Raw genomic sequence first — 15,440 nt, 5'->3', positions numbered from 1 at the left:
CTCGTACCCGGATATGGGGAATGTGCTCCTTCATCAAAAGAACCCTCTTGGTGTGAGCATGAAGACCTTGCCGTCCAGTGCTTGTTGATAGACCTGCCCTTGGGTCAATCCGTCATAAGCACTTCTCTTGTCATACGAGCGCCACGTCGGATCTTTGGATGAGGGGCAAGGAAACTTGAGGTCGATGATGAGCGCGAGCCGTCCACCTCCAACTCCTCGCCACACTCTTCCCGCGTGGGAGGCCGGTTGCCGAAGTGGTCGGAGTTGACCCGATGCTCAGCCATCCGGGCGCACTCCGCGAGGCTCTCCTGTAGCTCGACCACCTTGTCCCGGTTGTGGTGGTACACAGCCAGGACCACCGGCGTGGCCAGCACGAGCGTAGCGCCCACGGCCAGCGTGGAGGAGGAGACCGCCGTGCCCGTGCCGCGCACGAGGCCCGCGTAACGCATGCGGGCGACGGTCTCCGAGTCGAGCCGCAAGTCTCCGCGGGGCGCAGCGCCAGGATGCCCGGGACGGGTGGCGCAGGCGCCGAGCAGGAGGCTGGTCAGCAGCACGCGCGTGAGCCGCTTGGAGGAGTTCGGGCGTGGAGAGATCGGGTTGGGACTCAGTGTCATCTGCGGGTCTCCCGTTCCGGCCTTTTTGCGCGTTGGGTGCTAGCGCTAGACGCGCCGCCGCAAGCGGTGAGCCCGTGGGGGAGGCTCAGGGACAGAAGCGGCGGATCCACCGGCGCATGTCCTGTCTGTCATTATTGTTGAGGAAGTAGAACCAGTTGGAGCGCTCCTCGTGGAGGTGGGGTTCGAGCAGGTGGCCGAGGGCGAGGAGTTGAGGGGAAGGGCGCTCGTGCTGCTCGGTGTCGATGGCCTCGGGCCACTCGCTGAGGGTGACGAGCACGCGCTCGCCCTCGAGGGGCGGCAGGGTTTGAAGGGAGACCTCCGGGAAGGGCAGGCGCCGCCGGAGGACCTCGAGCCCACCGAGCCGGCCGAGCAGGGGCAGACCGAGGAAGGTGAGCCAGTAGGCACCCCGGGCGTTGGTACCGATGTCCTTGCTGGTCTCCCGGAGCTTATAGATGTCCAGGCCAGGATAGCGGTCTCGCAGCGCGCCGATGGTGTTGGGGGCCGCGAACCATCGCCCGTCGGGTGCGACGAGTGCGAAGCTGGCATAGCCGAAGCTGAAGGGCAGCTCGCGCGCGAGCTCGAGGGCGAGGGCACGCACGTGGGCGGGGCCGTGCTCCACCATGTATTCAGTGGGTAGGGTGAAGGTCACGGCGCAGGTGGTGTCCTGATCGTAGAACAGCGGAGCGTCGAGCCAGAGTCCGTCGTATTCGAAGTTGTAGCCGCTTGGAGCATCGCAGTGCTCCTCCAGGTCAATGTGACAAGCCGCCGGCCATCGTCGTTCGAGGATCTCCTCTCGAATGTGTTTCCAGCCCTTCTCGTCGAGTGGTTGCCAGTCCCCGTTGTCATCGGCGTACCAACTCAGGGCCTGGGGAAGGATGGCTCGGCGGTAGGTCTGTAGGGCTCGCCATAGCGCGTGTGCCACGGCACCATGAGAACGGTGCATGAAGAAACAGATGACGATGCCGTCACGGGCCACCGGGTAGCCCCTGGCTGTCTGCACTCTAAGGATGGGCAGGTGCTGGTTCATCAGTAATATCCGTCTGGAGTGAGGAGCACGACCTCTCCACCCAGTGCCTTTTTATAGACTTCCCCTTGAGTCGAGTTGGGGTATGCGCTCTTCGGGCCGTATCTCCTCCAAGTTGGAGGTTTGGACGGGGGGCAGGGAAACTTGAGATCGATGATGATGGCGGCCTGGAGCAGGTTGTAGTCCGAATGGAGGACGATATCGGGCTTGATGCTGCCCCACAGGTCTTCGGTACAACGCTGCTCGATGAGCTGTTGCTCCTTCTCTCGGCTGATGGTCGCGACAATCTTGCTGGCCCGGTAGTAGCGGTAACGCTGCTCGATGCTGAAGGGGGCGGGCCAGAGCCGGGTGAGGACGTCGCGAGCGCAGGCGAGGGCGAGGTCGTGCTTCTGCCTGCCCAGGAGCATGGCCCGGGTGATGGGCTCGGCGCAGCCGTCTACCTCCAACTCCTCGCCACACTCTTCCCGCGTGGGTGGCCGGTCGCCGAAGTGATCGGAATTGACCCGATGCTCGGCCATCCGGGCGCACTCCGCGAGGCTCTCCTGTAGCTCGAGCACCTTGTCCCGGTTGTGGTGGTACACAGCCAGGACCACCGGCGTGGCCAGCGCGAGCGTGGCGCCCACGGCCAGCGTGGTGGAGGAGACCGCCGTACCCGTGCCGCGCACGAGGCCCGCGTAACGCATGCGGGCGACGGTCTCCGAATCGAGCCGCAAGTCTCCGCGAGGCGCAGCGCCAGGATGCCCGGGACGGGTGGCGCAGGCGCCGAGCAGGAGGCTGGTCAGCAGCAGGCGCGCGAGCCGCCAACGGGCGCTCCGGTGAGGCGCTACCGGGTTCGAATTCAGTGCCATGGACTCCGGCACTTCAGTCCGAACCTCCGTCGGGCTCAAGAAACCGGAAGGCTCGCTACATGCCGTCCAGCAGGCCCATCCGGTCCTTGATGCGCAGCACGCGCCGCACCGCCGCGTCCAGCTGCTCGGCCATCTTCGGCTCCGACCCGGCCAGCTTCGTCAGGATGCCGAAGTAGTCCAGCCCGCCCGACCAGTCCGGCGGCTCGGTGGTGAGGATGAGATCATTGCCCGCGAGGAAGGCCCGGCGCACCACTTCCTCACGCTCGGCGCCGATGCGCTCGGCGAGCGCGCGGATGGCCACGTCGTCGGTGACGGAGATCCACCCGTTCTCGTGCGCCATGGAGACGAGCGCGGGCTCGAGGATGGCCGGCCCCGCTCCGAGCTTCGCGTACACGACGTTCGACAGCATCACCCCGCCCAGGTACCGGTCCGCGGCACGGAACGCCGCCGCCTCCAGGCGCACGCGCTCCTCGTCCCAATCGGCGACGGCCTGCTCGTGGTCCGAGTCCGCGTCGAGGTCCCCATAACCCGGGAAGTGTTTGCCGATGGAGACGACGCCGGCCTTCGCCAGGCCACGCGCGAAGGCGGTGGCCTTCTGCTTCACCACCTCGGGGTCCCCGGAGAACGCGCGCCCGTTGCGGAACATGTGGCCCTTGGGGGACACGTCGAACACGGGCGCGAGGTTCATGTTGAGCCCCACCTCGCGCATCGCCTTGCCGACGCGCACGCCCCACGCCTCCACCTCGGCGTCCTCCATCACGGCCATCTCCCGGGCCAGCGGGAGCCCCTTGAGCGAGGGGTGCGCCTTGAGCCGGTTGAAGCCACCGCCCTCGATGTCCACCGCGAAGAAGGGAGGAATCCTCGCGCGCGCGCTGGAGGAGCGGATGCGCTCCTTCGCGGCGTCGAGCTTGCGGAGCGTGCCGCCCACGAAGAGCACCCCGCCTACCTCCACGGGGTTCTCCTTGCCCACCTGCGGATAGGCGAGGAGCAGCTGCCCCACCTTCTCGCGCGGGGACAGGGATTGGAGGACACGCTCCACCCGCGCCTCATCGGGGACGCGGGCGTGGAAGGCCTTGGGCTTGCCAGCCGGAGGGTTCGCACCGGCGGCGGTGGACAGCACAAGCGTCAGGAGGATGAGCGATGAGCGAAGCACGGCTCGCATGGCGGCGCAGTCTTCCATGGAGAGGACCCGCTGGCCCGAACGGATTCACCGGAGCCCGATGGCACGTCAGGCCGCGAGCACAGCGGGCGGGCGGGCTGCGTTCAGGAGCCGACGACCTCGTCGTAGCCGCGGCCGCGGAACTCGAGGAGGCAGAAGCCATTGCCGAAGGGGTCGGCGAGGTTGGCCATGCGTCCCCACTTGCGCTCCTGGATGTCGCGATCGAGCGAGGCCCCCGCGGCGCGGGCGCGCTGGACGACGGCGTCGAGGTCGGTGACGGTGAAGTCGAGGTGGACGGAGGTCCAGTGCCGGCGGTAGTCGCGCACGGAGGAGGCCCCGGGGCTGGACGGGCTCCCGGCCGGCCGGGCGAGCAGGTCGATGGGCGAGGTGGCTCCGAGCAGCTCTGCCCACTCGGATCCATTCCGGCGCCCGGGCTTCAATCCGAGCGTCTGGGTGTAGAACGCGATGGCCTTGTCCAGGTCCTCGACATCGATGCAGGCACGCAGCTCGAGCATGGTCGTTAGTGGCTCCGAGTGGGGGCACGGGGAAGGAGGACGGGGACGGATACCCTCACCCCGTCCCTCTCCCGGAGGGAGAGGGGTGGTGGGGCGAGGGGACTGTCATGGGCGCGGTGTCAGGGATTGAAGCGGCCGCGCCGGGGGCTCAGTGCCACGAGCACGCGTCGTACATCTGCCCGCCGTTGCTGTCGACGGAGCCCGAGGTCTGCCAGTTCACGTTGAAGCTGGCACCCGAGCCCTGGAGGGTGAAGGCGGCCGAGGCGGTGAGGATGGCCTGATGGGCACAGCGCGTCTCGGACCAGGCCTTGGTGGCCGCGCCGTCGGCGGAGGCGCCCACCAGGTTGCCCGTGTTCTCGCAGTCACACGAGAAGCCGACGTTGGCCCAGCAGCTGGACGCGTTGCTGTAGCCGAAGCCCGAGCTCACGCACGCGCCCGCGCTGTTCTTGTAACAGGAGATGCCCACCTGCTGGGCGCCCACCGTCTTCTCCACCACGGTGATGCCGTACAGGTTCTTGTACGTCACCTTGTAGCCCGGGTAGCTCCTGGACTTCGTGGTGCTGGTGATGGCCGAGTTCAGCGTGCAGACGCCCGCCAGCGCCGCCACGCCCGAGGGCTTCGGGGCCGCTACGAGCTGCTCCACCGGGGCCCAGCCCTCGGCCACCAGCCGGCGCCGCGTGTCCGCGAGCGTCTCCAGGTTCTGCACCACCGGGTCCATCACCAGGCAGTAGCGGTCCGCCGTCCAGCACACCTCCAGCGCGCGGTGCTCGGAGCGCACGCCGTCGAGCGCCGTGCGCACCGCCAGCAGCCGGTAGCTGCCCGTGTCCACCGGGTGGCCCAGCGTGTCGAACGTCTTCAGGCTCACCGGGGCGGCCCACTCGTCACCGGCCGGACGGCCCTGCTCCAGGCTCAGCGAGGTGATGTCCGTGCCGCGGAAGCTCATGCGCAGGTGCGAGTCCGGTACGCCCACCAGCGCGTTCACCGGCTGCTCCGCCACCTCGCGCAGCGCGCCCGACTGCAGCGTCTGCACCTCGAAGGTGATGCGGCCCTGGGCCGCGGCCTGGTACTCGCCATACACGCCCTCCGCATGCTTCGCGCTGGAGGGCTCGACAGCTCCACCACCACATCCCGCCATCATGTTCAGGGCCAGGGCCGAGGTCAGCAGGGGGCTCCATCGGGGGAACGACGTCATTCGCTCTTCCTTATCGCAGGGGGGATGGACTCCAGGTCGAACGGCTTTCACCCGGAGTCCGGTGAGATAAGATTTCGCGAAATATGAAAAGTCAAGAACAGGGGCCAGTTTCGGGCTCCCCGGCGGGTCAGCCCCCCTGGTCCGCGGCGCGTTCCTGGGACGGTTGCGGCGCGGGGCGCGCGGCGGGCAGGAGTCCGGCGTCATCGGGCACGGGGCTGCTGCCATCGGTGGCGCGGCGGGGCGCGGTGGCGGCGGGCAGCTCCGGTGTCTCCGTCCCGGGGGCCTTCACCTTGGCGAGCGCCTCGCGGGCCGGCGCCGACCGCGGATGCAGGGCCACGGCGCGCTCCAGCCAGCGCAGCTGCTCCTCCTTCCTGCCGCGCTTGCCGAGCAGGCCCGCGATGCGGACCATCTCGTCCACGTAGTCCGGGTGCAGGGAGGTGTTGGCGGTGGCCAGCTCCACTGCGGGCCAGAGCGCCTCGGGGTCCTTCACCTCGTCCAGCCGGACGCGCCGCAGCTCGGACACCTGCGCGCGTTGCCACACCTCGTCGAAGTGCCGCCCGTCCTTCTGGAGCGGCTCGCTGAAGCGCAGCGGAGCGGGACAGGGCACCTGCTCGCAGGCGGAGAGGTAGTCGGTGAAGAAGGCGAGCGGGCCACGCTGGGGGTACTCGCGGAGCTTGTCGGGGCCGAAGGTCTTCTCCAGCGTCAGGGCCATGTGCGCGCCCACGCGGATGAGCAGCGAGCCCTCGCGGGGCTGGTGGGCCTCGCGCACGCGCCGCAGCGCGGCCTCGGGGTCCTGCGCGAGGGTGGCCCGGTCGAGCAGCGCGGACACGCGGGTGAAGGCCTCGGACATGTCCCCCGGCTCGGGGAGCACGCCGGGGCCACGGGTGGCCCACAGGTGGTACGAGAGTCCGTAGGTGAAGAGCCGGGCGAGCCCCTCGTGCACCACGGCATCCACCGGGTCCACCAGGTGCGCGTCGCGGCGGACGAGCCCGTCCTCCAGCAGCGTCTCGAGGATGCGGGTGGAGATGCGCCGCTGCCGCTTCGCCTCGCCCTCCAGGTTGCTGGCGATCGCGATGACGACGTCCTCGGCGGGCAGCATCACCAGCAGCGAGGTGGTCTCCGGCTGGCCTCCGGCGTGGGCCACCATGTAGTGGCCGCGCAGCGGGTAGGTGGCGAAGCCCAGGCCGTAGTCGGTGAGCTGGCCCTCGCGGGTGCTCTGCGAGAACTGCATCATCCGCGCGGTCTCCAGGGGCACCAGCTTGTGCTGGAGGATGGCCTGGCCGAAGGCGAGCAGGTCCTCCACGGAGGCGCGGGTGCCACCGCCGGCGAAGCGGCTGGAGACATCCAGGAAGTGCGAGGGGACGAGCTGTCCCCGGTGCGGGCGGTAGCCCACGGCGTGTTGCTTGTCGCGGGTGCGCGGGTCATCCAGCGCGGCGTGGCGCATGCCGGCGGGGCCGAAGACGTGGGCCTTCAGGTAGCGGCCGTACCCCTGGCCCGAGGCCTTCTCCACGGCGGCGCCGAGCAGGTTGTAGCCCCAGGTGGTGTAGACGAATTGGGTGCCGGGCTCGGCGGCGAGCGGCTTGTCGGCGAAGAGGGCGAGGGCGCCCGCGGTGTCGAGCGGCTGGGTGTTCTCCGCGGCCTCGGGCCCGTCGTAGTGGGGCACGCCACCGAGGTGGCCGAGCAGCTGGCGGACGGTGAACGTCCAGGGCTTCTCGGGGTACTGGGGCACCCAGGTGCGCGCGTCCGTGTCGAGCTCGAGCTTGCCCTCCTGCACGAGCTGCATCACCGCCACGGCGGTGAAGGACTTGGTGATGGAGGCCATGCGGTACGTCGTCCGGGGCGTGGCGGGCAGCTTGTGCGCGAGGTCCCGCAGGCCATAGCCCCGCACCCAGCGCATGCCGCCGTGGAGCACGCCCACCGAGAGCCCGGCGTAGGGCCCCTTGGCGAGCTCGGCGCGCACGAGCGCATCCAGCGCGCGCTGTACCTCGGGAGGAAAGGGCGCGTCCTTCTCCCGGGCCGCTGCGGCGGCGGGGCGAGCGCGGGCCGGGGCCGGAAGTGGCGCGGTGAAGCAGAGGAGGAGGAGGGCGGCGAGGAGTGCTCTCACCGCGCCTCCTCGGAGGCCTGGAGCGGCGGGGCGAGCGCGGCCTGGCGGCGCGGGTCCGCGGCGTCCACCCAGGAGCGCAGCAGCGCATCCGTGATGAGCTGGCCGAGGATGTCGAGCCCATGGCCGCGCGGGTGGACGAGGTCCTCGTGGACGAGCCCGGCCTGGACGAAGCGGGCCAGCGAGCCGGAGCCGCCCATGGCGGAGAAGATGTCGAAGAAGGCGCAGCCCTCGGAGAGGGCGATCTGCCGCTCGATGGAGATGACCTCGTCGAGGTAGGGCCGCTGGACGAGCTTGCTCGGGCCGTTGCCGCCGCGCACGGCGTCGATGGGGCCCACCACGAGGCAGGCGCTGCCGGGAGCGGCGGCGCGCGAGCGGCGGACGAAGGTGCGCAGTCCCTCCTCGACCTCGGTGAGCTTGGAGCGGCCCCACTCGAGACGCTTGGCCTCGTTGCCGCCGAGGATGAACAGGAGCAGGCGCGGGGAGCGCTCGGCGAGCTGGGCGCGGAAGATGTCCTCGCGGGCACGCAGGAAGAGGTTGGCGTCGGCGGAGGGCACGCCCAGCGTGTCGAGCACGATGCCGGGACGCTGGTGCTGCAACACGACGCCGAGCACCGTGGCGCCACGGCCCTCGGCGACGACCTCCAGGTGACGGGCGCCCTCGGGGATGTCGAAGGAGAGGGCCTGGGCCTGACCGGAGCCCTGGGGCTCGGCGCGGGCGAGCTCCTGACCATCGGCGTGGACGGAGAGGCGGCCGGCGCGAGGCACGTCGAGCCACCACAGGGTACCCCGCGGCTCACGGTCGAGCGCGAAGCGGCTGCTGGCCTTCGTGGTGGTGGAGCGGTGGTAGATGCCGGTGATGCCGAAGGGGAGCTCGGCGAGCTTGAGCTCGCCCAGGGTGCGAGGCTCCCAACCGCCGCGAGCGAAACCGGCGCGGACGCGGGGCCCATAGGCCGCGAGCCGGTCCACGGCGAGCACGCCGCGCCCACCGTCTCCGAAGGTGGCGCCGAGCTCCTCGCGGATGACGTCCACGATGCGATCACCGGCGATCAGCGAGTTGCCGAACGCGGAGATGACGGTGGGGGAGGAGGCCGCGCGGGAGGAGAGCGCGTCGAGGGACTCGAAGAAGGGGGAGAGCGCGGTGCGGGCGCAGGTGGTGCCGGCGGGCGCGACACAGGGGTCCTCGAGGTGGGGCTCGTGGACGCCGAGCTTCTTGCCGAGCTGGTACAGCTTGAGGGCTCGGGGAGAAGGCGGAGGCAGCGCGCGGCTGACGGCGGGAGCCGGGGCGGAAGGAGCCGGGGCGGCCTGGGCGGGAGCGGAGGCCTGGGCGAGCCGGAGGGACTTCTCGGGCGAGGCGGCGGGACGAGGGGCGCGCGGAGCACGGGCGTGGCGGGGAGCCGGTGGGTCCGCGGGAGCTGACCAGGACGACGCCCACAGGAGGGCACCGAGGAGGAAGGGAACGAGGAGGACGACCGCCCACCGCCTGCCACGAGAAGCTTGGAACATGCGGCGGGGAACTCTAGACGAAAGACTCCCACCGAGACAGGAACCGGCCGAGAAGCCGGGGCACGTAGCAGCCTGTCGCTCGGCTGCTCACTCGCTTCAGGGAAGCGCCTTGTCCGTGCGGCGCAGCACCTCGCCCTCCACCACGGTGGTGCCATCGGGAGACACGGGGTGGCCGAGTGTCGCGACGAGCTTGCGGTGGGCCTCTTCCAGGCGGCGGTGCAGCGTGTTGAAGGTCTGCTGCGCCGTGCTGGGCATGTCCTCGGTATAGGTGAAGTACCAGCGGAGCGTGTCGAGACACTCGTAGAAGTGGTCCACGACGGACTGCTCGAGGACGGGCAGGTGGACGAGCTCGTGGAAGGTGGCCGAGGCGTAGCGGGTGGAGAGGGTGCTGAGCATGGGCTCGCGGCTGCGCAGGCGGGAGAAGAGGACGAACATCTCCCCGCGGCGGGCCTCGAGCCGGCGCATGATGTTGGCGGCGTCGAGGGCGATCAGGTTGCGGACGCGGGCGGTGGCCTCATCGGACTGTTTGCGGCGAGCCATGGCGGCGCAAGCCTACCCGATGTCCCGTGCGCTCCACTGCGGTGGTGCTCAAGCTGCACTCGCATCGGATTACCCACAAGTCGGAGGTGGGCGGGGTGAAGCTGAACCTGGGGACGGCGCGGGAGGTGCGCGAGGCCTTCGAGGCCATCCGGGGGAAGCTGGACGCGCCACGGCCCGGAGGTGGAGGAGGAGGAGCTGCCGCGGCTGGCCATCCACCCGTACCCGGTGAAGTACGTGGAGCGGTGGAGGATGAAGGAGGGGGAGCCGGTGGTCATCCGCCCCATCCGATGCTCATCTGCCGCAACCCTGGGTTTCAAATCATCCACTCGGGGAGTGTGGGTGACAACGTGGTGAAGGCGGTGAAGGAGCTCTGAGCCGGGGAGGTGCCCGGGGGGGTCTGGAGTCGAGGGGAAGCGTCGGGCTAGAAACCCGGGATGCGCACCCCCCACCCGGCCTTGCGTCTGCTCACGCTGTTGCTCGTGAGCATGATGACGATCATGGCGAGCGCCGCCATCTCGCCCTCGCTGCCGCGGCTGCGGATGGCCTTCGAGTGGGTGCCAGGGATTGACCTGTGGGTGCGGCTGGTGGTGTCGCTGCCGGCGCTGTTCACCGCGATGGGGGCGCCGCTGGCGGGGGTGTTGATCGACCGCTTCGGCCGCAAGCGCCTGCTGGTGGCGGCGGTGGCGCTGTATGGCGTGGCGGGCTCGCTGCCGGGAGTGCTCACGTCGCTGCCGCTCATCCTGGTGTGCCGGGCGCTGCTGGGGCTGGCGGTGGGAGGGCTGATGACGACGGCGGCGGCGCTCATCGCGGACTACTACGCGGGCCCCGAGCGGGGCGTGGTGCTGGGGCGCCAGGCGGCCTTCATGGGCGTGGGTGGCTTCGTGTTCATGCTGGGCGGGGGCCTGCTGGCCGACATCCATTGGCGGGCCCCGTTCGCCGTCTACCTGTATGCCTTCCTGGTCCTCCCGCTCATCCTGCTGTTCCTGCCCGAGCCGGAGGTGAAGCGTGGGGCGGCGGCCGGCGGAGCGGCGAAGGTGGCGCTGCCGTGGAGCACGCTGTGGCAGGTCTACGCGCTGGCGATGACGGGGATGATGATCTTCTACCTGATTCCGGTGCAGCTGCCCTTCCTGCTGAGGCGGCTGGGGGTGCAGTCCTCGGCGCTGGCGGGACTGGCGGTGGGCGTGTCGACGGTGGTGGGGTCGGTGGTGTCGCTGCGTTACGCGCGGGTGAGGCAGGTGCTCGGGTACCGGAGCATCATGGCGGTGCTCTTCGCGTGCATGGCGCTGGGCTACGTGCTGGTGGGCATGTCCCAGTCGTACGCGGCGGTGGTGGGAGGGCTGGCGGTGTCGGGCCTGGGGCAGGGCTTGCTGACGCCGAACATGGCCAACTGGGCGGGCGAGGTGGCACCGGAGGCCGCGCGAGGCCGGGTGATGGGCCTGCTGACGACGAGCCTCTTCCTGGGACAATTCGTGTCACCGCTGCTCGCGCAGCCGTTGATTGGCGCGGTGGGACTGAGCGGCGCGTTCCTGGCGGCGGGAGGCCTGCTGAGCACGCTGGCGGGGACGTTTGGCGCGCTGGCGTGGCACGCGGCGCGGGAGCGGAGTGGGGCGGTCCAGGGCGCGGAGTGAGGCGCGGGTGCGCTACTTCAGAAGCACTGAACCCCCGCCCTCCGGGAGAGAGGACGGGGGGCGGTACCTGGGCGGGTGTTACGGCTGGTAGGCGTCCAGCAGCTTGAGGCGCCAGCCCTGGGGCCACAGCTCGTCGTACTTCGCGCGGAAGTCCTGGGAGGACCAGCCGTAGACCTGGATCTCCGACGCGGTGCTGGGACGCCACACGGCGTTGTAGAGCACCTGGCCGTTCAGCACGTAGGACTGCAGCAGGTACAGGCGCCAACCCTGGGGCCACAGCTCGTCGTACTTCGTGCGGAAGTCCGCATAGGACCAGCCGTAGACCTGGACCTCGCCCGAGGTGCTGGGGCGCCACACGGCGTTGTAGAAGACCTGGTTGTTCAGCACGTAGGACTGCAACAGGTGCAGGCGCCAACCCTGGGGCCACAGCTCGTCGTACTTCGCGCGGAAGTCCGCATGGGACCAGCCATAGACCTGGACTTCGCCCGAGGTGCTGGGACGCCACACGGCGTTGTAGAAGACCTGGTTGTTCAGCACGTAGGACTGCAGCAGGTGCAGGCGCCAGCCCTGGGGCCACAGCTCGTCATACTTCGCGCGGAAGTCCGCATAGGACCAACCGTAGACCTGGACCTCGCTCGAGGTGCCGGGGCGCCACACGGCGTTGTAGAGCACCTGGCCGTTCACCACGTAGGCCTGGAGCTGGTGCAGGCGCCAACCCTCGGGCCACAGCTCGTCATAGGCGGCGCGGAAGTCCGCGTACCGCAGCCCCTCCGCCTTCTGCTCGGCCACGGTGGTGCGCTGCCAGACGGCGTTGTAGCGGGCCGTGGGATTGGCCGGAACGCGGACGACCTCGCCCGGCTGCGGGATGCCCCGGAAGACGTGGTTCCAATTGCCCAGCGCGTCGCGCACCTCGTAGTTGGAGAAGACGACCGGGAAGGTGACGAACCCGGCGGTGCCATCGCGCATGTCGGTCGTCGCCAGATGCAGGTGATGCGCGCCCACCGAGGCCCCGGTGTCTCCGGTCAGCGCGAACTTCTGGCCGCGCGTCACCGCGGCGCCAACGGTGACGTCGGCGCTGTCCTTGCGGATGTGGAGGTAGCCGGCGATCTCCCCGGGCGCCTGCTCGATCTCCACCATGTTGCTGCGATTGCCGGTGCCCGACACCCCGCTCTCCTCGACGGTGACAACGCTGCCCGGCGCGGCGGTGTAGAGCGGGGCGCCATCCGAGCCGTTGGGGTACACGCCGCTCTGCGGCTTGTCGGCCAGGACGAAGTCCCAGCAGAACGAGGCATAGCCCTTGTGCGAGCCGCCCGCGGTGTCATAGCCCTGGATGACCTGCCACGCCTCGCCTGTCTTGAAGGGGAGCGTCATCTCCACCTGCTGGGTGGGCAGCGGCAGGGCGGGCGCGTCCACGGTGTTGCTACGATTGCTGGACACGGCGATGCGCCGCGCCGAGCCCTGGAACGTCACGGGCCGGGCCAGCTTCGCCGGGAGGGTGCCCTGGTTGAAGGTGTAGCCGGCCAGCAGCCCGCTCTCGTTTCCGGTGAGCTGGGAGACGTTGGTCATCAGGTATTGAATCTCGGAGGCCGAGAGCGCCCGGTTGAAGACCGCGACGTCATCCAGGAAGCCGTAGAACTGCGCATTGCGGCCATTCACCGTCTGGCCGGTGGTCCGCTTGCCGAGGCGCAGCGTGCCGCTCGGCAACTGGGCATCCGTGCTCGAGACGGAGAGGGGCGTGGAGAGCGCGACCCCATTGAGATACGCGGTGAAGACGCGCGTCGTGCCGCTGGTGGTCGCGGTCACGGCCAGGTGATGCCACTCGCCGGCCTTCAGCGTGACGGCGTAGCTCCTGGAGACCGAGCCGACGGCCAGCAGGAGCTTCGTTCCGGACACGCCATAGTCCCCCTGGCCGATGAGGAGGCGCCCTCCGCCATTCTCGGCGATGAAGGGGCCCTCATAGGCGTTGGGGAACTGCGGCATGAAGCGCAGCACATACGTATGGTCGGCCGCGAAGAACTCCGAGAAGTCGAGCGTGGTGTCGACGTGGCCCTTCCAGCTCACTCCCGCGGCCATCGATTGCGCCCGGGCCGCCGGAGCCATCAGGGTCGAGAGGCTCAACCAGAAGAGACAGGCCACCCAGAACGACGAGAGGAGTCTTCCAAAGAATCGCTGCATCGAGGCTGCCTTCCTTTCCGAGAGTCCGCTCGCCAGGTACCCCCCGGGGACGGCTCGTCACGGAGTCAGCCTGTCTACCATGGTTTTCCTGTTATAAATGTAAAAACAAGGAAAACAGTACAGGCTGGGGCTCAGACTTCGAGGAATTTGGCCCCGGTGATGCCCGCGGCTTCCATGGCGGACTTGACGTGCTCGGAGACGATGAGGACGACCTTCCAGCCCCAGGGACGGAAGATGTGGGCGTCCCCGATCTTCTCCGGGTCCACCTTCAGCCCTCGAACGTTCTGGTACTCGCCTAGCCTGTCGGGCTCGTCATCCTCGGGTCCCCAGTAGAACACCTCGTCACACCGGGCGTCGTCGATGCACCGGATGACTCGCAGGGCATTGAGGATGAACCAGGGCTCCGTCTGCCCCTCTATCTCCACGGGGATGAACTGCACGTCCTTCTGGAGCTCCAGACGTTCGAAGAGCGAGACGACCCGCCGGTGGATGACGGGAACTCCGATGGCGTGACTGAATTCGAGCGCGAGGCCCGCTGGCTTCATGGTCAAGGGAATGGGCTTGTCGATTTCCAGGATACGGCCCTCCTTGAACCGCCAGATGTTGAACAACTCGCGCTGGTCATCTTCTTCGCGCCCTCTCTCGGGCTCGCCATCCGCGAAGAGTGGAAAATCCAAATCCCAGCGCCCTGGGATGTATACGTCATCGTATAGCTTGTAATAGCGTGTCCGCGCTGTCATGGCTTCCTCGTGGCGAGCTTGTTGAGTGTGGAGCCCGGTGTACAGATTTCCCCTGCAATCTTGTCGAGCGCTGTCACGAGCTTCGCTCGGCAATCGGCGGAGGTTCTGCAGGTTCCAAGCGCCCGCTCCAATCGCTCGAGAATGTCACTGTGGTAAGCCTCGGGATGGGGCCCCTGGTGGTCTCGCAGATAGACGACGTTCGCCGGGTCATCCAGGCTCATCCCCGCCCGGTCGAAGATTTTTTCGAACCGAGGAGTCCAGGGACCGCCGCTGCTCTCGGAGATGTCATTCTTGTTGGTGCACAGGTGGTGGCGCTGGTGGCCGTCCCGCCCCGACTCCGCACAGGCCCCCGTGGTCCGCGCCGCGCTCACCGCCGACGTCACCGCCGTTGCCGCCGTGCTCCCCGTCACGCCCATCAACACCACCGTCCCGTCCGCCACGCTCACCTGCGCCCGTGTCCCCGCCACCACCCTCACGCTTTCTCGTGCGCCCGCTCCCGCCAGGGCGAAGCGCGGCGGTGACAGACTCGCCCACAGCCCGCCCCTCGGCACCTCCGGCAGCCCTCGCGCCAGCTTCGCCCCCGCCACCGTCACCAGTACTCTCAGCCCCACGCCGCCCAGCGCCTTGCCGAAGCGCTCGGCCACCGCCTCCAACTCCTCGCGCGTCCTGGCCGCTTCCGCCTCCCGGTACAGCGTCAGGCAGGCCAGCCCCACGTTGTAGAGCTCCGCCGCGCTGTACGTCAGCAGCAGGGCCAGGGTCACCGCTCCCGCCAGCGCCTTGGAGAACACGGGCTCGGGTGCCGCCCAGGCCAGCGCATACAGGGCCAGGGACGTGCCCACGGACAGCAGCACGGCGGGCGAGCTGAAGAGTTGCACGGCGGCTTCGCGCACGCCCTCGCCCATGTAGCGCGGCGAGAGCCTCAGCGCCTGGAACCACCGGGCACTCTCCAGCGAGCCGGGCAGTTCCACCAGGGCCGCACCCAGCAGCGCCTCGTACTCCTCGCGCACCCGCCTCTCCAGGGCCGAGGGCCGCGGGTCCTGCGGTGGTGGAAGGCCGGCCCTCGCCCGCGCGTGGGCCTCCGGCAGCAGCGTCAGCCCAGGCCTCGCGGGTGTCTGCTGGAATTCCCCCTCCATCGCCGCCACCACCTCCCGGGCCTGCGCCACCGTCCACAGCGCCAGCGCCGGGTGAGGCTTCACCCGCTGGAAGCGCAGCCGCAGCCCTTGCCCCGCCTCCCCCTGGTAGCCGCTCACCTCCACCGGCACCAGCACCGGCAGCGCTTGCTGGGCTCCGGCCGGTGTGGCCCGGAGCGCCAGGGCCACCAGCATCAACAGGCACAGGGCGTGCGTGACTCTCGGCTTCATGTCTGGCTCCTTCCGCCCTTGGCAGTCCAGGGAGGGGA

Annotated in this window: 14 protein-coding genes; 2 read left to right on the top strand and 12 right to left on the bottom strand. The window is 69.3% G+C overall.

From position 1 onward, the window contains the following. Positions 1-104: 104 nt before the first annotated feature. The 9 genes from AC16DP_RS13280 to AC16DP_RS13240 form a co-directional block, all read right to left on the bottom strand. Complete coding sequence (locus tag AC16DP_RS13280; RefSeq protein WP_329728024.1) at positions 105-614, bottom strand: hypothetical protein; 510 nt, start codon at positions 612-614, stop codon at positions 105-107. Positions 615-699: 85 nt separating this feature from the next. After that, positions 700-1,641, bottom strand: coding sequence for a type VI immunity family protein (locus tag AC16DP_RS13275; protein ID WP_329728023.1), 942 nt, complete (start codon positions 1,639-1,641; stop codon positions 700-702). Continuing rightward, complete coding sequence (locus tag AC16DP_RS13270) at positions 1,641-2,486, bottom strand: hypothetical protein (RefSeq protein ID WP_329728022.1); 846 nt, start codon at positions 2,484-2,486, stop codon at positions 1,641-1,643. Before AC16DP_RS13270 ends, AC16DP_RS13275 begins: the two co-directional genes overlap by 1 nt. Before the next feature lie 55 nt (positions 2,487-2,541). Continuing rightward, complete coding sequence (locus AC16DP_RS13265; RefSeq protein WP_329728021.1) at positions 2,542-3,648, bottom strand: glycoside hydrolase family 3 N-terminal domain-containing protein; 1,107 nt, start codon at positions 3,646-3,648, stop codon at positions 2,542-2,544. 101 nt (positions 3,649-3,749) lie between these two features. Beyond that, positions 3,750-4,160: a VOC family protein gene (locus AC16DP_RS13260; protein WP_329728020.1), complete on the bottom strand. Its 411-nt coding sequence runs from the start codon at positions 4,158-4,160 to the stop codon at positions 3,750-3,752. 148 nt (positions 4,161-4,308) lie between these two features. Continuing rightward, a complete protein-coding gene (locus AC16DP_RS13255) occupies positions 4,309-5,352 on the bottom strand; it encodes a hypothetical protein (RefSeq protein WP_329728019.1) in 1,044 nt (347 codons plus the stop codon). Positions 5,353-5,479: 127 nt separating this feature from the next. Continuing rightward, positions 5,480-7,456, bottom strand: a complete 1,977-nt coding sequence (locus AC16DP_RS13250) for a serine hydrolase domain-containing protein (protein WP_329728018.1) — start codon at positions 7,454-7,456, stop codon at positions 5,480-5,482. After that, a complete protein-coding gene (locus tag AC16DP_RS13245; RefSeq protein WP_329728017.1) occupies positions 7,453-8,958 on the bottom strand; it encodes a GDSL-type esterase/lipase family protein in 1,506 nt (501 codons plus the stop codon). Before AC16DP_RS13245 ends, AC16DP_RS13250 begins: the two co-directional genes overlap by 4 nt. Positions 8,959-9,054: 96 nt before the next feature. Then, positions 9,055-9,498 carry a hypothetical protein gene (locus AC16DP_RS13240; RefSeq protein WP_329728016.1) on the bottom strand — a complete coding sequence of 148 codons (444 nt, stop codon included), beginning with the start codon at positions 9,496-9,498 and terminating at the stop codon, positions 9,055-9,057. Positions 9,499-9,524: 26 nt separating this feature from the next. Between AC16DP_RS13240 and AC16DP_RS13235 the strand changes: the two genes are divergently transcribed. Continuing rightward, the gene (locus AC16DP_RS13235; RefSeq protein ID WP_329728015.1) at positions 9,525-9,872 is read left to right on the top strand and encodes an acetate--CoA ligase family protein; all 348 of its coding nucleotides are present in this window, start codon (positions 9,525-9,527) and stop codon (positions 9,870-9,872) included. Positions 9,873-9,932: 60 nt separating this feature from the next. Then, positions 9,933-11,126, top strand: a complete 1,194-nt coding sequence (locus tag AC16DP_RS13230) for an MFS transporter (RefSeq protein WP_329728014.1) — start codon at positions 9,933-9,935, stop codon at positions 11,124-11,126. Between the two features lie 78 nt (positions 11,127-11,204). Here AC16DP_RS13230 and AC16DP_RS13225 read toward each other — a convergent pair whose 3' ends face one another. The 3 genes from AC16DP_RS13225 to AC16DP_RS13215 all read right to left on the bottom strand — a co-directional run bounded on the left by AC16DP_RS13225 (position 11,205) and on the right by AC16DP_RS13215 (position 15,402). Further along, the gene (locus AC16DP_RS13225; RefSeq protein WP_329728013.1) at positions 11,205-13,301 is read right to left on the bottom strand and encodes a LamG-like jellyroll fold domain-containing protein; all 2,097 of its coding nucleotides are present in this window, start codon (positions 13,299-13,301) and stop codon (positions 11,205-11,207) included. A gap of 131 nt (positions 13,302-13,432) precedes the next feature. Continuing rightward, positions 13,433-14,041 (bottom strand): imm11 family protein, encoded by a 609-nt coding sequence (locus AC16DP_RS13220; protein ID WP_329728012.1) that lies wholly within the window; start codon positions 14,039-14,041, stop codon positions 13,433-13,435. Then, positions 14,038-15,402, bottom strand: a complete 1,365-nt coding sequence (locus tag AC16DP_RS13215) for an AHH domain-containing protein (RefSeq protein WP_329728011.1) — start codon at positions 15,400-15,402, stop codon at positions 14,038-14,040. Before AC16DP_RS13215 ends, AC16DP_RS13220 begins: the two co-directional genes overlap by 4 nt. Positions 15,403-15,440: the final 38 nt, after the last annotated feature.

This window comes from Archangium sp., assembly GCF_057119385.1.
This window is presented reverse-complemented; position numbering and strand designations above follow the sequence as displayed.

Excerpts from the sequence above, each read along its gene's own strand:
- AC16DP_RS13280 (WP_329728024.1), bottom strand. The coding sequence starts at position 614 with ATGACACTGAGTCCCAACCCGATCTCTCCACGCCCGAACTCCTCCAAG.
- AC16DP_RS13275 (WP_329728023.1), bottom strand. The coding sequence starts at position 1,641 with ATGAACCAGCACCTGCCCATCCTTAGAGTGCAGACAGCCAGGGGCTAC.
- AC16DP_RS13270 (WP_329728022.1), bottom strand. The coding sequence starts at position 2,486 with ATGGCACTGAATTCGAACCCGGTAGCGCCTCACCGGAGCGCCCGTTGG.
- AC16DP_RS13265 (WP_329728021.1), bottom strand. The coding sequence starts at position 3,648 with ATGCGAGCCGTGCTTCGCTCATCGCTCATCCTCCTGACGCTTGTGCTG.
- AC16DP_RS13260 (WP_329728020.1), bottom strand. The coding sequence starts at position 4,160 with ATGCTCGAGCTGCGTGCCTGCATCGATGTCGAGGACCTGGACAAGGCC.
- AC16DP_RS13255 (WP_329728019.1), bottom strand. The coding sequence starts at position 5,352 with ATGACGTCGTTCCCCCGATGGAGCCCCCTGCTGACCTCGGCCCTGGCC.
- AC16DP_RS13245 (WP_329728017.1), bottom strand. The coding sequence starts at position 8,958 with ATGTTCCAAGCTTCTCGTGGCAGGCGGTGGGCGGTCGTCCTCCTCGTT.
- AC16DP_RS13240 (WP_329728016.1), bottom strand. The coding sequence starts at position 9,498 with ATGGCTCGCCGCAAACAGTCCGATGAGGCCACCGCCCGCGTCCGCAAC.
- AC16DP_RS13230 (WP_329728014.1), top strand. The coding sequence starts at position 9,933 with ATGCGCACCCCCCACCCGGCCTTGCGTCTGCTCACGCTGTTGCTCGTG.
- AC16DP_RS13225 (WP_329728013.1), bottom strand. The coding sequence starts at position 13,301 with ATGCAGCGATTCTTTGGAAGACTCCTCTCGTCGTTCTGGGTGGCCTGT.
- AC16DP_RS13220 (WP_329728012.1), bottom strand. The coding sequence starts at position 14,041 with ATGACAGCGCGGACACGCTATTACAAGCTATACGATGACGTATACATC.
- AC16DP_RS13215 (WP_329728011.1), bottom strand. The coding sequence starts at position 15,402 with ATGAAGCCGAGAGTCACGCACGCCCTGTGCCTGTTGATGCTGGTGGCC.